The organism is Streptomyces sp. NRRL F-5122 (assembly GCF_001507435.1).
In the GTDB taxonomy this organism is placed as follows: Bacteria; Actinomycetota; Actinomycetes; order Streptomycetales; family Streptomycetaceae; genus Streptomyces; species Streptomyces lannensis.
In genome coordinates this window covers 140,210-155,050 of the sequence record NZ_LMWH01000278.1, presented here as the reverse complement: position 1 = coordinate 155,050, position 14,841 = coordinate 140,210, and the positions used below count along the sequence as shown (strand labels likewise).

Genomic DNA, 14,841 nt, shown 5'->3' with positions numbered 1-14,841 from the left:
TCAAGCCAGGACAGGACCGTGACGGTGATTTCCCAGCCGGCGCCGACTCGATGTGGAGCCCTGTCGCTGTGCCCCTGGAGCAGCGACAGGGCCTCCGGATGACCGATCGCCGCGGGACTCCCACGGTCCGCGTGTCTGCACCGCCAGGACAACGCTGACGCCGTGGGCTGAGAGCGGGGACTTCCTCACGATCGATACGGGGTTGTGAAGCGGGCGATGGTGTGGTGTCTGCCCGCACGATCACCGTCCTGGCATGATGGCGACATGGAACGTGTGCTTGGAATCGGCGGATACTTCGTGCGGGCCACCGACCCGGGGGCCCTGGGCGCGTGGTACCGGGACTGCCTAGGTCTGGACGCCGATGAGCAGGGCATCTGGCATCAGGAACCAGGGATGACGGTGTTCGCGACGTTCGAGTCCGAGACCGACTACTTCGGGTCCCGCGCCCAGCAGAGCATGCTCAACTTCCGGGTCCGTGACCTGGACGCGATGCTCGCGCAATTGCGTGCCAAGGGAGCGGACGTGGCCGAGGAGACCCAGGACATGGAAGGCGTCGGTCGATTCGGCTGGGTCACCGATCCCGCGGGCAATCGGCTGGAGTTGTGGCAGCCCGCCTGACGGCGTCCTCACGCAGGCGGTATCAGGGCCGGTGACCATCCGGGTCGGTGAAGTGCGGGCATGTGCCGAGCCCGGCGCAAAGGTCCCCACTTCACCTTCTGCGGATTGTCTCGGGACACCCACGGACGTTCTGGTCTCCGTCGGTCATCGGGTATCGCCCCGCTCAACACGCCATATCCACGGTGCTATCGACGGACTTCAGCCTCTTGCGGACCAGCGCTCGCTGCGGGCGAAGCGACCCCGGCTTTCTCCCAGGCGCGGATATACGACTTGATCGCACGCTGGTTGCGTTGCAGCACGTCGATGCGTCGTTCGATGCTGATGAGCTGACGCCGCAGGCCGTCCAGATCCTTGTCGTCCACCGGGCACGCCTGAGCTTCCGTTTCTTCCTTCGCGGCGTCGAGACAGGGCAGGACCTCTCGGATCATCTCCGTCGTCAGGCCGGCTTCGAGAAGCTCACGAATCTGCAGGACCCGGTCGATGGCGGGCTCGCCGTAGGTGCGGTAACCGTTGCCGCTCCGGAACGGATGCAGGATGCCGACCTCTTCGTAGTAGCGAAGCAGTCGCGGCGCGACACCCGTCTTCTCGGCTAGCTCTCCGATCTTCATTTCGCTCTCCTCGACCAGCCATCCATACCGACGGTGCGCCCCTCTGGGACGCTGATGGGCGACCTCGTCGTCGGCCGCTTGACCTTCACACTAATGGAAAGGTTTAGCTTTCTCGACATTCCAAGACCTGCGGAAGCGGGTCGATCGAGATCGTCTCCAGGAATGTGAGATCAAGAGAGACCACGGGTTCCACAACGAAAGGAGGCAGGCGCAGCGGCGGTGGGTGGACCGCGGAGCGCATGGCCGATCAGCAGGGGCGTACCTTCGTCGTCACGGGTGCGACCAGTGGTCTCGGTCGGGTGACCGCGCGTGAGCTCGCGGCGCGCGGGGGCCGGGTACTGCTCGCAGTGCGTGACGCGGCCCGGGGAGACGAGGTGGCGTCCTCGCTGCGCAGGGCGTATCCGGGCGCCGAGGTGGAGGTACGCCAGGTCGATCTGCTGAATCTCAGGTCGATCCGCCGGGCGGCCGAGGAAATCGGCGAGGAAGAGGCCGTCGACGTGCTGATCAACAACGCGGGCATCTCCATGGTCGAGCACTCCGTGACCGAGCAGGGTGCCGAGCGCCATTTCGCCGCGAACCACCTCGGCCACTTCGCGCTCACGGCGCTGCTGGAACCGGCGCTGCGCAGGTCGCCGGCCCCGCGGGTGGTCACGCGAGGCCCTTCGACCGGGCCGTGCCGCTCATCAAGGCGGGTGTGGGCGCTTCCGTCGGCGGCGTCGAAACATCGCCGACGGACGGGAGGAGACGCCAAACGCCTGTGGAGCGTCAGCGAGAGGGGTACATGTGTCCGCAGTGCGCGTTGAAACAGGGAGCCGCCCGAGAGGTTGGATGCTCCAGGCCGGAGTCCTGGGACTCCGGACCAGGGAGCACGTCAAAGGAAACGGGAGTTGGTCATGGCGGAGAAGCACGCAGGGCCGGCGGACGCGGGCGGGGACCCGTGGCAGTGGACCGAGGACACCTGGCGGGGGCATGTGGAACGGGTGCGAGCCGGACGCTCCCTTGCTCCCGCCGTGTGGCCGCAGGGTGCGCGTATGGCCGTAGCCCTCTCCTTCGACTCCGACCACGAGACCCCCGCACTCCGCGACGGGGAGACACGCCCCGGCAGGCTCGCCCAGGGCGAGTACGGATCCCGGGTGGCCGCACCCAAGATCCTCCGTCTGCTCGGCCGACACGCGGCCCCTGCCACGTTCTTCATGCCGGCCGTCTCCGCCCTGCTCCATCCGGAAGAGGCCCGAGCATATGTGTCAGAGGGCCACGAGGTCGGAATCCACGGGTGGATCCACGAGCGCAACATGCTGCTGACGGCCGAGGACGAAAGGGAGTTGCAACAGCGCAGTGCCGACACTCTGGAGCAGATCACCGGTGTCCGTCCGGTCGGGATTCGCACCCCGTCGTGGGACTTCTCCGACAACACCCTGCGCATCACCCGCGACATGGGGCTGCTGTACGACTCGTCCCTCATGGCGGACGACGATCCGTACGAACTGCTGGAGGACGGTCGGCCGACCGGGGTCGTGGAGATTCCCGTGGAGTGGATTCGCGACGACGCGCCCTACTTCATGATGGAGCGCTACGCTGGCCTGCGCCCCTACACACCGCCCCGGTCGGTCCTGGGCATCTGGCGGGACGAGTTCGACCAGGCATACCGCGAAGGTGGCGTCTTCCAGCTCACGATGCATCCCCACATCATCGGCCACCGCTCACGCCTGGTCGTGCTGGCCGAACTCCTCGACCACATCACCGCGCATCCCGGTGTCTGGTTCGCCACCCACGCCGACATCGCCCGGTACGTCGCGACCCAGGCAGGCATGGACATCCGGCACGACCCCGCATAGGACGCGGCACCCGCACGGTTCCTTCCCCGCTTCTCGGAGAGGACCACCGACAGCGCATCGTGCCTCTTCGCCACTGTCGGCGATCGGCGTGTTGGCACCGGCCACCCGGCGCCCCGAGCGGCAGGGCGGAACACTTCGCCCGCCGTCGTGGCACCGGCTGACCCGGCCCGGTCGGCGTCACCGTTGAGCATCTCGACCGGGCGACTGCGGCACCTGGTCGCAGTGCGCTCAGGGGAAGATGGTGGGGACCAAGCCGCCGTCGACGCTCAGTGCCGCACCCGTGGTCGCCGTCGACTGCTCCGATGCGACATAGGCGATCAGGTTCGCCACTTCCTCCGGCCGGATCAGCCGGCGGAGCAGCGACGTCGCGGCGCGCCCGTCGGCGACGAACCGCCGTTCCTGCTCGGCGGGATCCAGGCCGGGGTACAGCTCTGCCCACATCTCCAGGACACCGGAGCTGAGGGTCGGACCCGGCAACACGCAGTTGACGGTGACCCCGGTGCCTGCCAGCTCCTGGGCCATTCCGCGCGAGACCGCCAACTGGGCCGTCTTGGTCATGCCGTAATGGACCATGGTCGTGGGGGTCTGGATTCCGGCTTCACTGCTGACGAAGATCACCCTGCCCCAGCCGCGGTCCTTCATGCGCGGCGCGTAGTGCCGCGCCAGGCGCACCCCGGAGAGCACATTGATCCGGAAGTACCGCAGCCACTCCTCATCGGGGATCTCGAACACCGGTTGGGTGGAGAAGATGCCTGTGTTGTTGACGAGGACGTCCACATCGGGCAGTTCCTCGATCAGGGCAGCGGCACCTTCGCCGGTACTGACGTCTGCTGCGATCCCACGGGCTCCGAGTCGTTTGGCCGTCTCACTGACGTGGTCCGCGTTCCGACCGTTGACCACGACGTCGGCTCCAGCGAATGCCAGCGCTTGCGCGGCGGCCTCGCCGATACCGGCGGTCGAGCCGGTGACCAGTGCGATGCGTCCACTCAGATCGATCTTCATCAACCGGGCTTCCCTTCGATGGCGGCGCGGCCCTCGGCGCTGCGGGCTGGTGGTGTGGAGCGCGGGCCGGTGATGGAAGGCGAGGGATCAGACGTGGGGGAGACGGATGGGCGGCACGCTCGCCGATGGCGGCGGCGCCTGGTCGGGCCGCGTGTACACCCCCGGCACATCGAGTCGCCCCGCCAAGGGTGCGGGAGTGTGGCGCGGTCCCGTTTTCACCAAATACCTCCGAGGACGCCCCGGCCTTCAGGCCGGGGCGGAATCGGCCCCCTGCGGAGCAGGGCGGGAACGGGGTTTCGCCCCTAGGGCGAAAGACCGCCCACATGATCGGGTAGGGTGTGCGGCGTGCGTTGCGAGAACCAAGCGCGCACACCGTGCCGATCGAGAACCAAGGCACCTCCAAGCTTTGCCGTACCAAACCGGGCTGGTCTCAACCCGGCTGGTGTTGATCGTGTAAGAGCTGCTGGTCGCTGACCTGCAGCCAACGTGAGCCAGGAATCCCCCCGCTTCAGCTGGGGGAGGATTCAAGTGTCTGTTCGTTCGTGGATGTGGTGGAGTGCCAGGTTGAGGTACTGGGCGAAGCGCGGGTAGTTCTCGCTCATCGGGAAGTGGCCGATCTTCTTCATCTCGATGAACTCCGCTCCGGGGATGGCGTTTGCGGTACGGCGACCGTCCTCGGGTGTGGTGAGGTAGTCGTACTCACCGGTGAGCATGATCACGGGACAGCGCTCGCCGTCGATCTCGCTCAGGCAGTGCCGTAGATCGTGGTCGACGGAGTAGAAGTACAGGTCGCCCTTGAACGCCTCGGATCCCTGGGTGTAGTAGAACCAGGTGGCCCAGCGGTCGTGATCAGGGGACTGCGGAGCCATGAGGTCCCAGACGCCGCTGGCGCACACCTGGGCGGCGTTGGCGTGGGGGTGCTGCCACCAGTCGAGGTAGAAGCCGGGGGAGTAGTCGGCTCCTTCGACAGGGATGACCGCCTTGAACCGGTCCGGATGTCGCAGGGCCAGTTGCAGAGCGACGTTCCCTCCGAACGACGAGCCCATGAAGATCGGGTTCTCCAGCTCGAGGGCGTCGCAGAAGGCGACGACGAACGCCGTGAAATGGTCTGCGGTGAGCCGGTATTCGTGCTTCCACCACTCCTGGTTCAGCGGAGGGTCGGACTTGCCGTGACGGGCGAGGTCGTAGGCGATCACCCGGTACCGGCCGGTGATCTGCTCGTCCTCGAGCAGGCCCCGCCATTGGTGGTTGTGGCAGCCCGCGGTGTGCTGGCAGACGAGCGGCTGACCTTGCCCGTTCTCCAGGTAGAAGACCTTGTACTCGGCGTCCTCCACATCGATGGTGACGTAATGGCCGGTCACCGGGGAGATCCTGCCGCTGGCCATGGGAACTCCTCACCTTCGTGCGTCTCGGCGGGCCGTGTCCCGGCCTGCGCCGCCGAGTGGGCCTGTGATCCGGAGCAGCTCGAGCTGGCGGGTCACGCAGCGCAGGTTCTGCATGAGGACGAGCAGGTCGCCCTCCAGACGCATGCCGCGCCGGAACGTGGCCGCCCAGATGCCGTGACACATGGGTGGGGGGACTTCCTGGCAGAAGCCGTGCCAGGTCTCGGCATCGGCGCGGATCGCGAAGTCGTACGACGAGAGAGGTTCGGGATCGGTGACCAGCTCTTCGACCGTGCCCTTGTGCATCCGCACCAGGAACCGATGGTGCTCCATGTCCAGCAGGAAACTGCAGGAGTAGTACTTGCCGTGCGCCTGCAGCTCCGGGTCGCCATTGCTCAGCCTGCGGAACTCGCCCACCGCATCCGACGTGGTTGGTGATGTCATGCCCATCCCTCGGGGTGTTGTCGCTCGGGCCTCGGGGCGAGCCCGGCGCTGTGAAATGGGGCGTTCCTTTTCTCAGCTTGCACGCTGCCTCCCGCTCCGCAATCCGAGCGTGTGCCGTGCGGGATACCGAGGGATGCCGAGCGCTTCGGCATGGACTCGATCATCTGGCGGGCCGATGCAGGGCGAGGTCGGCCTCGCTGAACCGGCCCGCGACCAAGTCGGCCTGGTGCCAATGCGGATAGATCAGGTCCGGCGCGCTGACCCTGTCGAGCCGGTCGACATCCTCGTCCGTCAACCGCACATGGAGGGCGCCGAGGTTGTCGGCCAACTGCTCGTCCTTGCGGGCACCGACGACGACGCTGGTGACGCCCGGCTTTGCGAGCAGGTAGGCAAGGGAGACCTGGGCGGGGGAGGCGTCATGCGCGGACGCGATGTCGACAACGGTCTCGATGGTGTCGTACAGCTTGTCCTCGTTGCGCACGGGGGGCTCGGACCATTCCGTGAGATGCCGGCCTTCGGTGGTGTCCTGCCCACGCCGGTACTTGCCCGAGAGCAGTCCGCCCGCCAGCGGGCTCCACACCATGATGCCCAGTCCTTGATCCAGAGAGAGCGGCACCAGCTCGTATTCGGCGTCACGCGACTCGAGCGAGTAGTAGATCTGATTGCTGACGAAGCGCTGACAGCCGTGCGTGTCGGCGACACAGAGCGCCTTCATGAGCTGCCAGCCCGAGTAGTTGGAGACCCCGAGGTAGCGGACCTTGCCGGAACGCACCAGCAAGTCGAGCGTCCCCAACGTCTCTTCGAGCGGCGTCAGTCCGTCCCACTGGTGCACATGGTAGATGTCCACATGGTCGGTCCTCAGTCGACGCAGAGTTCCCTCGATCTGCTCGAGGATGTGATACCGGGACAGGCCTTCGTCATTGGGCCCCTCACCCATCGGCAGGCGCACCTTCGAGGACAGCAGCACACGATCCCGCCGACCCGCGATCGCCTGACCCAGGATGTTCTCTGCGGCGCCCGCCGAATACATGTTGGCGGTATCGACGAGGTTCACGCCCGCATCGAGACACATGTCGATCTGGCGCCTGGCGCCGGATACATCGGTGTGGCCGACATTTCCGAAGACGTCGCTGCCGCCGAAGGTCATGGTTCCCATGGCGAGCACCGACACCCGCAGGCCGGACCGGCCCAGTTGCCTGAATTCCATTACGATCCTCTCCGCTGTGTTGCGTGAGCGCCACGGCGGATCCGTGCCCGTGGGCTCCGAGCGGATCCGGTGAGGTCGTCATCAGACGACCGGGCTGGACCCGTCAGTTCCTCGGTTGATGGATGACTTCGGATGCGCTGTCGGCTTGGAGATGATTGGGCAGGCGCCGGGTCAGGGCCGGATCCCGGTCCCGCGCGGGGCTGCGGCGCCGGATCTCCGAGAAGTCGGTGTGCACGGGCCCTCGGCCGGGGGTGGTTTGGTGGGACAGGGGTACCGGGGGGCAGGACCGTCACACAGCTTCAGCCGAGTGCCTTGTGAAGGGAGTCGAGGCCGTCGCGGTAGATGTCGGTGAAGAGGGTGACGACTTCTTCGTCGGTGGCTCCGTCGGGGACGAAGCGTCCCGACCACTGCACTTCGGCAGTGTCGTCCCGGCCGGTGATCGAATGTACCCGCAGTGTGGAGATGTAGTCGACCACGGGAAAGGGTGCTTGTGCGATGGCGTAGCTGTAGCGGCGTTCGGTGTCGTCGAAGTCCACCAGACGCTCGATGATGACGTCACCGTCGGGGTTCTTCAGCTGCCGGACGCGGCCTCCCTCCAGGAGAGTGCTCTCGCAGATGTAGGGGAGCCAGTCCGGCAGGGAACCGAAACCGCCGATCAGTTTCCATACGCGTTCGGGAGACGCGGGTACGAGTCGGCTTACTGATGTGGATGCCATGGTGTTTCCCTCGGGCTTGTCGGTCGACTCTGACGGGTGTCCTTCAGGCACCCTCCGGGAGCGGCGCCTGAGGGCTGACCAGACCGGACTGACGAAGGTCGACCCAGAAGCCGGCAGGGATCTTCTCCTGGACGGCAGCGATGTCCTCGGCGATACGACTGGGCTTCGTGGCGCCGGGAACGGCGGCGACGGAGACGGGGTGGGCGAGGGAGAACTGCAGGGCGGCACCTTTGATGCTCACCGCGTACCGGTCGGTGATCTCCCTGATGCGCCGCACCTTTTCGACGATCTCCGGTGAGGCGTCCGCGTACTCGAAGTGAGTGCCACCCGCGAGTATCCCCGAGCTGTAGGGACCTCCGACGACCATGCCCACCTCTTGCTCGGCGGCCATGGGCAGCAGTCGTTGCAGTGCGTGTTCATGGTCGAGCAGGGTGTAACGTCCGGCCAGCAGGAAGCCGTCGGGCTGGGGCTCGTCCAGGGCAAGGGTCAACTCGATGGGTTCGGTGCGGTTGACGCCGAGTCCCCAGGCTCTGATGACACCCTCGTCGCGCAGGCGGGACAGCACGCGGAACGCGCCGGTACGCGCCTCCTCGAACTTCTGCAGCCACGCATCACCGTGGAAGTCCTGTGCGATGTCGTGGACCCATACGATGTCGAGCCGGTCGACGCCCAGTCGTGTCAGGCTTCCTTCGAGGGAGCGCTCGGTGGCCTCTGCCGTCCACTCGTGCACGATCTTGTTCTTGCGGCCGTGCTCGAAGAGGGCCCCCTTCTCGCCCAGGTCCCGGGCGCCGACTTCCTCCTCGTCGAGGATGACTCGACCGACCTTGCTGGACAACACGTACGCGTCGCGGGGCTGCTGCGAGATCACCTCGCCCAGTCGTAGCTCGGCCAGACCGGCACCGTAGAGCGGGGCCGTGTCGAAGTAGCGGATGCCCTCGTCCCATGCTGCCTGCACGGTGGCGCGCGCCTCGTCGTCCGGGACCGCGCGGAACATGTTGCCCAGTGGTGCGGTGCCGAAGCCGATCCGGTCGGGGACGATCTCTCGGAGCTTCACGGCGGTGTCCTTTCGAAGCTGCTTCGTGGTGGTGTCCGGGGTCCGGGGTGTGTCGAGAGCTCTGCGACCGGAGGGTTGTCCGCCGGGCCGGGATTTCCGATGTGCGGATGTTTGTGCATGAGCCCGAGGACGGGGAGAGCGACGAGACTCGGCACGCGCCCCGGCCAGACGGCCCGGACCGCCCGCCGCCCGCCACGACCGTGGTGACGCCGACCTGGGCGCCGGCGCATTGCCCGCGCGACACCAAAGTTCAGGGCAGCCGTCGCTGAGGGAGCCGTAAGGCCGGCGCGGCCGACGTGTGTGGGTGGTCGGCCACCCGCATCGCGGCGTACCGGGACTGAGGGGTGCAGGGCAACGACCCGGAGCGGTTGGACGCCACAACAGGCCGTGACGGCGAGTACCACCAGGGCGCCACGGCAAACGCCAGTGGGCTGTCTGGGAGGCGCGCTCGTGATGTCGGTCGCAGGTCCGAGGGCGGGTCGGCCTGGGGAACATCGATTCGAGCAGACCAGGCGTGTCGAACCATCGTTCGTCATCGATCGTGATCATGGAATCGCGTCCGGCAAGCCCAAGTGGGGCCGACAGTCGGCCCGAGCAGGGGATACTCTCTTACGGTGTCGAATCGGTCAGGAGCAGCCGGACTGGGCATCGCACGGGTGATGGCGCACTGCGGAGGCAACCCGGCGACTGCCCTGCATTACCTGACGGGCGCCATGGCCTCCGCGCCGGACAATCCGGAGCCGTACACGGTCCTTGCCGAGCTGTGGAGAGACAAGCCCGCGGAGCTGGCCGAGATCGTTCGGGACGCCGACTCCTGGCGGGCGGTACCGGCGCACGCCTACGTCAGTTTCCTCGAGGGCGACATGGACGCCGCGGCGCTCGCAATCGGATCGGTGACGGGCGCGCAACCCGACATCGCCTGGGCAAAAGCCCCGTGGTTCAACGATGAACGGTTTCTCGGTTGGGTGAGTGCCGAGGCGCTGGCCGAGGCCGCGATGCGCACGATGGACTACGGCCATGATCTGGACACCGAGGCCATGCGGGAGCGTTTCCGGCCCTGGTTCCGGGCCATCGACGTGGTCTCTTTCCGGCGGCCCGTGCCGGAGGCCTTGGCCAAGATGGCGATTCTGCTCCGGGCTTGTGGACTCACCGATGCCTCGCTGGCCCTCTGCAATCGGGCGGATTCCGTTCAGCGGATCATGCTGACGGAAGTTGTGCGAGCGGGCACGTGGCGCAAGCTGGGTTCCCTCGAACAGACCGCGGCGGCGTTCGAGCGTGCACTGGCCCTGGACCCTGCCAACTGGTCGCTGTGTCTGGACCTGGCGGACGTGCGTGCCGAACAGGGGGATTTCCTTGCCGCGATTCGGCTGACCGAACACGGAATGAAATTCGGGCCGACCGAACCCACTCTCCGCGCGGCGGCCGCCGCCTACCGGGCACGGCTCACCGGCTCGCCTGCCGATCTGAACGAGCTCATCGAACTGGCCCCCCACCTGCCGAACGGCTCCTACAGGGACCTGCTGATCGACCACGCATGTGCGGGACCCGCTCTGCCTGCCGAGCTCGTGGCCGAGGCCCGGCGCATCCGGAACAGCTGAGTCGTCCTCGAGGACACGGCCGCCGTCGGGAGCGGGTCTCTCGTCACTTCTCCGGGGCCGAGACGTTCAACCCCGCCTGCGGCCGCAACGGCTACCGGTCGTGAGAGCGGCGCCCCCGCGCACGTCCGGAGTCCCGGGCGCTCACCACCGGCCACCGCTCCCGTCCCGCTTCAGCGGCACGACGCCTTGTGTTGGAGGTGCCCGCCCAACAGCTCCACGTGTTCCGTGGCCGTGGCACGACCGCGGACGACGGTGACGGTGACCCGTCCGGCCGTCGGTTCCGAGAGGGCGAAGGCGTAGAGCGCACGCCGACCGTCCAGGACGGGTGGCAGTCGGCGGACCGCGAGAGGTCTGCCGTTGCACGTCACCGCCCGGACGATCTCACGGTCCGCGCCGAACACATGGACCTCGGCGAACGTGTACGTGCTGAGCAGGGGAACGAGCATGGGACGGACGGAGAAGGGGGTGTCGCGGCGGTCGGAGACGCACAACGACGAGATGAACCCGCCGTCCGTGGCGGCCGAACCGGAGCAGAAGCGCCCGTCGGCCGTCTCCCAGGCGAACGTGGCAGCGCTCTGGCCGACAGCGGCGGTGAACATCCCGTGCGGGCCCGGAAGGTCCTTGACGGACAGTTTTGCTGTGAGGGCGGATCTGGACGCGTCGACCACCCGGCCCGGGTCGGCTGTAGCGGCCCGCGGCAACGCCGTGCGCGTCGAGGAGGTCCTCGATGACGGCTTCACCCTTGACGGGCCACCCCCTGCGGTACAGGCCACCGCCGAGAGCAGCACCGCACCGGCCACACATACGAGAAGCCTGTTCATGTTCCCCCCCCCGTCGCCCATGTCAGTCCGGAGGGTAGCGCCGGGGCCAGGGTATGCGCATCGCTGAGTACTTCCGGCGGCTCAGGAGTTGCCGTCAAGGCGCGCCGACACGATGCCGATCGAGCCGCCGATCCGCAGTGACACGGTACGGGTCGGCTCCACGGTGAAGCCGGCATCGGCGATCCTCTGCGCCACGGCATCGCCCACGTTGTCCTGCAGTTGCTCGCGCATCCGGCCGCGCATCCCGCCCTGCCGGTGCCCGCGGTGGTGCCCCTGCTCGTCGAGGACCGCGTCGGCCAGGACCAGCTGCCCGTCGGACCGCAGCACCCGCCGCACCTCGGCGAGCAGCGCGTCCTTCGATGCGCGGTCCAGATGGTGCAGCATCAGGCTGGAGAAGACCCGGTCGAACGAGCCGTCCTCATAGGGCAGTTCCTGCGCAAAGCCCCGGTCCAGGCGAATGGTGAGGCCCGCACGTCGCGCCTTGCGTTCGGCGCGGGTCAGCGCCTTCGGGTCCGGGTCAAGACCTACGAGTTCCACGCTCCGATGACGTCGACCGGTCGCCCTCAGCAGGTTTCCGGTTCCGCAGCCGACATCCAGTACCCGGTGCCCGCCCCTCAACTCCGCAAGCTCGATCATCTCGTTGTGGACGGAGTGCAGCCCGAACACTCGGTGCGCCACGTCGTAGAGCGGCGTCAGGAAGTGCCGGCCCAAGCCCGGAATGTAGTCGCGCTCGGAACGCGACTGAGACAGTTTTTCGGTCATGTCGTCATTCTGACCGCGCCCGGGGCTGCGGACCTGTACCGATATGCGGCTTCCATGGGACGATTCGACGGTGCGGACCGTACGAAGGGCGCCCGCCGGGGACCGGCCGGCGACGTACTCGATGCTGCCGGCACCCGGCGAACTGCCCGTGGCGACCAGGCGGCTGGACCACAGCTGGGAGAACACCGGTACCTTCGAGGAACACGCCCACGACTTCCCGGGACTGGCGTACTTCCCGACCGCCGGCGGGGTGTTGCGCACCGGCCGGCAGTCCTGGTCGATCGAAGCCGGCGACCTGTTCGTCGTCGCGCCCGGCGACGTGATGGGCCACATCACCGCCACCGACCTCGCCCAGGCCCACGGCTGGGGAGTCTTCTTCACCGCGGACGCCTTCGGTCCGGACGTGCCCGGCGCCCATCTGGCCTGGCGCACGCACCCCTTGCTGTTCCCCTTCGTCCGCGGTGGGGCGATCGGCGCCCTGCGCTTGCGGGTGCCCGAGCCGGAGCAGCCCGATTGGACCGCCCGCCTCGGGGCACTTCACAACGAGCTGACACAACGCCAGGAAGGCTATCGGGAGGCGGCCCTGGCCCACCTGACCCTGTTGCTGGTCGGAGTGTCCCGGCTTGCCGCAGATGTTGTGGGCGACCTCCGTGAGAACCGCGAACCACTGCTCGCGGAGGTGTTCCAGGTCATCGAAGAGCGCTATCCGCAACCGCTGTCCCTGCGTGACGTCGCCGCGGCGGTGAACATCTCCCCGGGCCACCTCACCTCGACGGTGCGCCGTCGCACCGGGCGTACGGTGCAGGAGTGGATCACCGAGCGCCGGATGGTCCAGGCCCGGCGGCTGCTTGCGGCGAGTGATCTGCAGATCGGCGAGATCGGCAGGCGGGTGGGTTTCCCGGACGCCGGGTACTTCGCCCGTACCTTCGGCAAGGTGCACGGAATGAGCCCCGCCCGGTGGCGGCGGGCCGGCGCCGATCCCGCAGGCAGCCCAAGGCCCTGAGGGAGCCGTTTCGTTCCCGTTCCCAGGGCGCAGAGCCCACCGGCACCTCTGCCCGCCCTCGCACCGTGCCGCACCGAGTTCTTACGGAAGCCGTCAGCGAAGAAGGACCTTTCGGCGGGCCGCCGCGCGGGCATCAGCCCACGTTCCGGGAAGCTGCCGCTCGCGGGCATCGGCCGCGGCCCTCTCCTGGCCGTAGAGCACGCCCCAGGTGAAGCCGGCCTCGCCCGCCGAGTGTGCGGAGACGGCCAGTTGCCGCAGAGCGTCGCAAGCCACAACGCCGTCGTGCTGCGAACCGCTCACCTGCTGGACGGCCTTGACGCGCTTGCCGACACGCCGCGCGGGCTTTCCCAGGGCGGGGCGGGCCGCCTCCGCGGCGTAGCGGAGCCTCTTCGCGGCCTTACGGGCGTGATGGACGGCGGCGTCCCCTTCGGTGCCGGAGGGCATCTGCAGCACACGGCTCATACGCCTCTCCAGCCGGCCGTACTCCTTGAGGAGCGCCTTGGCCAGCACCTTCTCGGGCTTATGGGCCGCCTTGGCGCGCAGCGGCGGAGCGTCCGTCAGCGCCTTCAACTTGTCCAGCAGATCCAGGTAGCGTGGCGAAGCGAGGGCGTCGAGGGTACGTCGACGGCACTCGGCCCGCCGCCCCACATCCCAGGCCTGCAACCGTGCGGTCACAGGGCCGAGGACCAGCTCGCCGGACAGTTCCCGCACGCCCGAGGCCAGCCGCTCCCGGAGCACCTCATGATCGCGTTCCGCCCCGAGCTCCCCGGCGAGCCACCTGAGATCCCGCCGTACGGGGTCGGTGAACTCGCGGTCGAGGACGGAACGGTAGGACCGCAGGCAGCCGCGAAGACGGCGGGCCGTCGTACGCATCCGGTGCACCGCGTCGGGCAGGTCGCGACGGACGGCCGGGTCGAGATCCATCAGGTCGCCGACCAGCCGGTCCACATAGGCGAGCACATGAGCGCCGGCCGATCCCGGTGCGGACTGGACGCGCGCGTCCGCCGTGCGTTTCAGGAGCCCCGTCGTCTCCGTCAGAGCATGCACCACCTTGGACGGGTTCTGCGCGCGGTCCACTCCGTTTTTCCGCAGCACCTTCTCGATGCCGTCCAGAAGGGCGGGGCCGCCCTCACCAGCCAGTTCCACCTCCATCTCCGTCCACACCCCGTGGCCGCCGCCGTCGACCAGCGCGTCGGCGCGCACAGCATCCATGCTCAGCTCGGCCAGGACGTGGCCCTCGGCGTCCAGGAGATGGCGCAGGGAACGGGTGGAACGGATCCGCATCACCGGCCGCAGTGGTGCTCCGCGAGTGCGGGAGAGGGTGAGCTCCCGCAGTTCGCCCGGGGGGACGCTTTCCGACGACAGCGGGGTCTGAATCTCCTCCCGGCTGTCGTCCGGCAACGGCAGCTTCAGGTGCCAGCCGGCGTCCGTGCCGCCCGTCCTGCGCCGCAAAGACGCCCCGGTACGGGTCAATCGCAGATCATCGGTGTCGTAGTAGACGGCGTCCAGCTCCTGCACTCCACTCTCGGCGAGCGTGGCGACCGGCTCCACTGCGGTCAGATCGGGCAGCCAAGAGATGTCCGTGGGCGCCGCGTACTTGCGTTCTGTCTCTCGTGTCGACTGGGCCATACAGTGCCCGTAGACGAAATCCCCGGCCTCAAACCTCCACGTACGCCGCTTTTGGTCACCCCGTGGGGGTGTTTTGCCATGAGCGGCGAGAGCGGGCAACGGGGCGCATCTCTTCGACTCCGTTCAGGATTGAGCCGCCTCTCGACGCCAAGGGCGTCGGAC

15 protein-coding genes are annotated in these 14,841 nt (G+C 67.8%); 5 read left to right on the top strand and 10 right to left on the bottom strand.

The genetic code is table 11. The features are described 5' to 3' along the window. Positions 1-264 precede the first annotated feature (264 nt). Positions 265-618, top strand: a complete 354-nt coding sequence (locus ADL25_RS39030) for a VOC family protein (RefSeq protein ID WP_059132650.1) — start codon at positions 265-267, stop codon at positions 616-618. Between the two features lie 185 nt (positions 619-803). On the opposite strand, the gene ADL25_RS39025 is transcribed toward ADL25_RS39030, so the two are convergent. Next, entirely contained in the window at positions 804-1,226 is a 423-nt protein-coding gene (locus ADL25_RS39025) for a MerR family transcriptional regulator (RefSeq protein ID WP_059132649.1), read from the bottom strand. Between the two features lie 239 nt (positions 1,227-1,465). On the opposite strand from ADL25_RS39025, the gene ADL25_RS39020 reads away from it, so the two are divergent. Both ADL25_RS39020 and ADL25_RS39015 read left to right on the top strand, forming a co-directional pair. Then, a complete protein-coding gene (locus ADL25_RS39020; RefSeq protein WP_059132648.1) occupies positions 1,466-2,029 on the top strand; it encodes an SDR family NAD(P)-dependent oxidoreductase in 564 nt (187 codons plus the stop codon). 90 nt (positions 2,030-2,119) lie between these two features. Beyond that, positions 2,120-3,061, top strand: a complete 942-nt coding sequence (locus tag ADL25_RS39015; protein WP_059132647.1) for a polysaccharide deacetylase family protein — start codon at positions 2,120-2,122, stop codon at positions 3,059-3,061. Between the two features lie 228 nt (positions 3,062-3,289). Here the strand turns inward: ADL25_RS39015 and ADL25_RS39010 are convergent, their stop codons facing one another. The 6 genes from ADL25_RS39010 to ADL25_RS38985 form a co-directional block, all read right to left on the bottom strand. Beyond that, complete coding sequence (locus ADL25_RS39010; RefSeq protein ID WP_059132646.1) at positions 3,290-4,063, bottom strand: SDR family NAD(P)-dependent oxidoreductase; 774 nt, start codon at positions 4,061-4,063, stop codon at positions 3,290-3,292. A 524-nt stretch (positions 4,064-4,587) separates the two neighbouring features. Continuing rightward, a complete protein-coding gene (locus tag ADL25_RS39005) occupies positions 4,588-5,448 on the bottom strand; it encodes an alpha/beta fold hydrolase (protein WP_059132645.1) in 861 nt (286 codons plus the stop codon). 9 nt (positions 5,449-5,457) lie between these two features. Beyond that, positions 5,458-5,889, bottom strand: a complete 432-nt coding sequence (locus tag ADL25_RS39000) for a hypothetical protein (protein ID WP_059132644.1) — start codon at positions 5,887-5,889, stop codon at positions 5,458-5,460. 160 nt (positions 5,890-6,049) lie between these two features. Continuing rightward, positions 6,050-7,096: an aldo/keto reductase gene (locus ADL25_RS38995; protein ID WP_059132643.1), complete on the bottom strand. Its 1,047-nt coding sequence runs from the start codon at positions 7,094-7,096 to the stop codon at positions 6,050-6,052. 299 nt (positions 7,097-7,395) lie between these two features. Then, positions 7,396-7,812: an SRPBCC family protein gene (locus ADL25_RS38990; RefSeq protein WP_059132642.1), complete on the bottom strand. Its 417-nt coding sequence runs from the start codon at positions 7,810-7,812 to the stop codon at positions 7,396-7,398. A gap of 43 nt (positions 7,813-7,855) precedes the next feature. Next, a complete protein-coding gene (locus tag ADL25_RS38985; protein ID WP_059132641.1) occupies positions 7,856-8,866 on the bottom strand; it encodes an aldo/keto reductase in 1,011 nt (336 codons plus the stop codon). Between the two features lie 659 nt (positions 8,867-9,525). Between ADL25_RS38985 and ADL25_RS38980 the strand changes: the two genes are divergently transcribed. Continuing rightward, positions 9,526-10,464, top strand: coding sequence for a tetratricopeptide repeat protein (locus tag ADL25_RS38980; protein WP_059132640.1), 939 nt, complete (start codon positions 9,526-9,528; stop codon positions 10,462-10,464). 170 nt (positions 10,465-10,634) lie between these two features. On the opposite strand, the gene ADL25_RS38975 is transcribed toward ADL25_RS38980, so the two are convergent. Both ADL25_RS38975 and ADL25_RS38970 read right to left on the bottom strand, forming a co-directional pair. Beyond that, positions 10,635-11,285, bottom strand: a complete 651-nt coding sequence (locus ADL25_RS38975; protein WP_159045111.1) for a hypothetical protein — start codon at positions 11,283-11,285, stop codon at positions 10,635-10,637. 81 nt (positions 11,286-11,366) lie between these two features. Next, positions 11,367-12,047 (bottom strand): class I SAM-dependent methyltransferase, encoded by a 681-nt coding sequence (locus tag ADL25_RS38970; protein WP_159045110.1) that lies wholly within the window; start codon positions 12,045-12,047, stop codon positions 11,367-11,369. A gap of 70 nt (positions 12,048-12,117) precedes the next feature. On the opposite strand from ADL25_RS38970, the gene ADL25_RS38965 reads away from it, so the two are divergent. Further along, positions 12,118-13,050 (top strand): helix-turn-helix transcriptional regulator, encoded by a 933-nt coding sequence (locus ADL25_RS38965; RefSeq protein ID WP_159045109.1) that lies wholly within the window; start codon positions 12,118-12,120, stop codon positions 13,048-13,050. Positions 13,051-13,143: 93 nt separating this feature from the next. On the opposite strand, the gene ADL25_RS38960 is transcribed toward ADL25_RS38965, so the two are convergent. Beyond that, positions 13,144-14,679, bottom strand: coding sequence for a CYTH and CHAD domain-containing protein (locus tag ADL25_RS38960; RefSeq protein WP_059132636.1), 1,536 nt, complete (start codon positions 14,677-14,679; stop codon positions 13,144-13,146). Positions 14,680-14,841 lie beyond the last annotated feature (162 nt).

Coding starts and splice junctions, on each gene's coding strand:
- ADL25_RS39030 (WP_059132650.1), top strand. CDS start 265: ATGGAACGTGTGCTTGGAATCGGCGGATACTTCGTGCGGGCCACCGAC.
- ADL25_RS39025 (WP_059132649.1), bottom strand. CDS start 1,226: ATGAAGATCGGAGAGCTAGCCGAGAAGACGGGTGTCGCGCCGCGACTG.
- ADL25_RS39020 (WP_059132648.1), top strand. CDS start 1,466: ATGGCCGATCAGCAGGGGCGTACCTTCGTCGTCACGGGTGCGACCAGT.
- ADL25_RS39015 (WP_059132647.1), top strand. CDS start 2,120: ATGGCGGAGAAGCACGCAGGGCCGGCGGACGCGGGCGGGGACCCGTGG.
- ADL25_RS39010 (WP_059132646.1), bottom strand. CDS start 4,063: ATGAAGATCGATCTGAGTGGACGCATCGCACTGGTCACCGGCTCGACC.
- ADL25_RS39005 (WP_059132645.1), bottom strand. CDS start 5,448: ATGGCCAGCGGCAGGATCTCCCCGGTGACCGGCCATTACGTCACCATC.
- ADL25_RS39000 (WP_059132644.1), bottom strand. CDS start 5,889: ATGACATCACCAACCACGTCGGATGCGGTGGGCGAGTTCCGCAGGCTG.
- ADL25_RS38995 (WP_059132643.1), bottom strand. CDS start 7,096: ATGGAATTCAGGCAACTGGGCCGGTCCGGCCTGCGGGTGTCGGTGCTC.
- ADL25_RS38990 (WP_059132642.1), bottom strand. CDS start 7,812: ATGGCATCCACATCAGTAAGCCGACTCGTACCCGCGTCTCCCGAACGC.
- ADL25_RS38980 (WP_059132640.1), top strand. CDS start 9,526: ATGGCGCACTGCGGAGGCAACCCGGCGACTGCCCTGCATTACCTGACG.
- ADL25_RS38975 (WP_159045111.1), bottom strand. CDS start 11,285: ATGAACAGGCTTCTCGTATGTGTGGCCGGTGCGGTGCTGCTCTCGGCG.
- ADL25_RS38970 (WP_159045110.1), bottom strand. CDS start 12,047: ATGACCGAAAAACTGTCTCAGTCGCGTTCCGAGCGCGACTACATTCCG.
- ADL25_RS38960 (WP_059132636.1), bottom strand. CDS start 14,679: ATGGCCCAGTCGACACGAGAGACAGAACGCAAGTACGCGGCGCCCACG.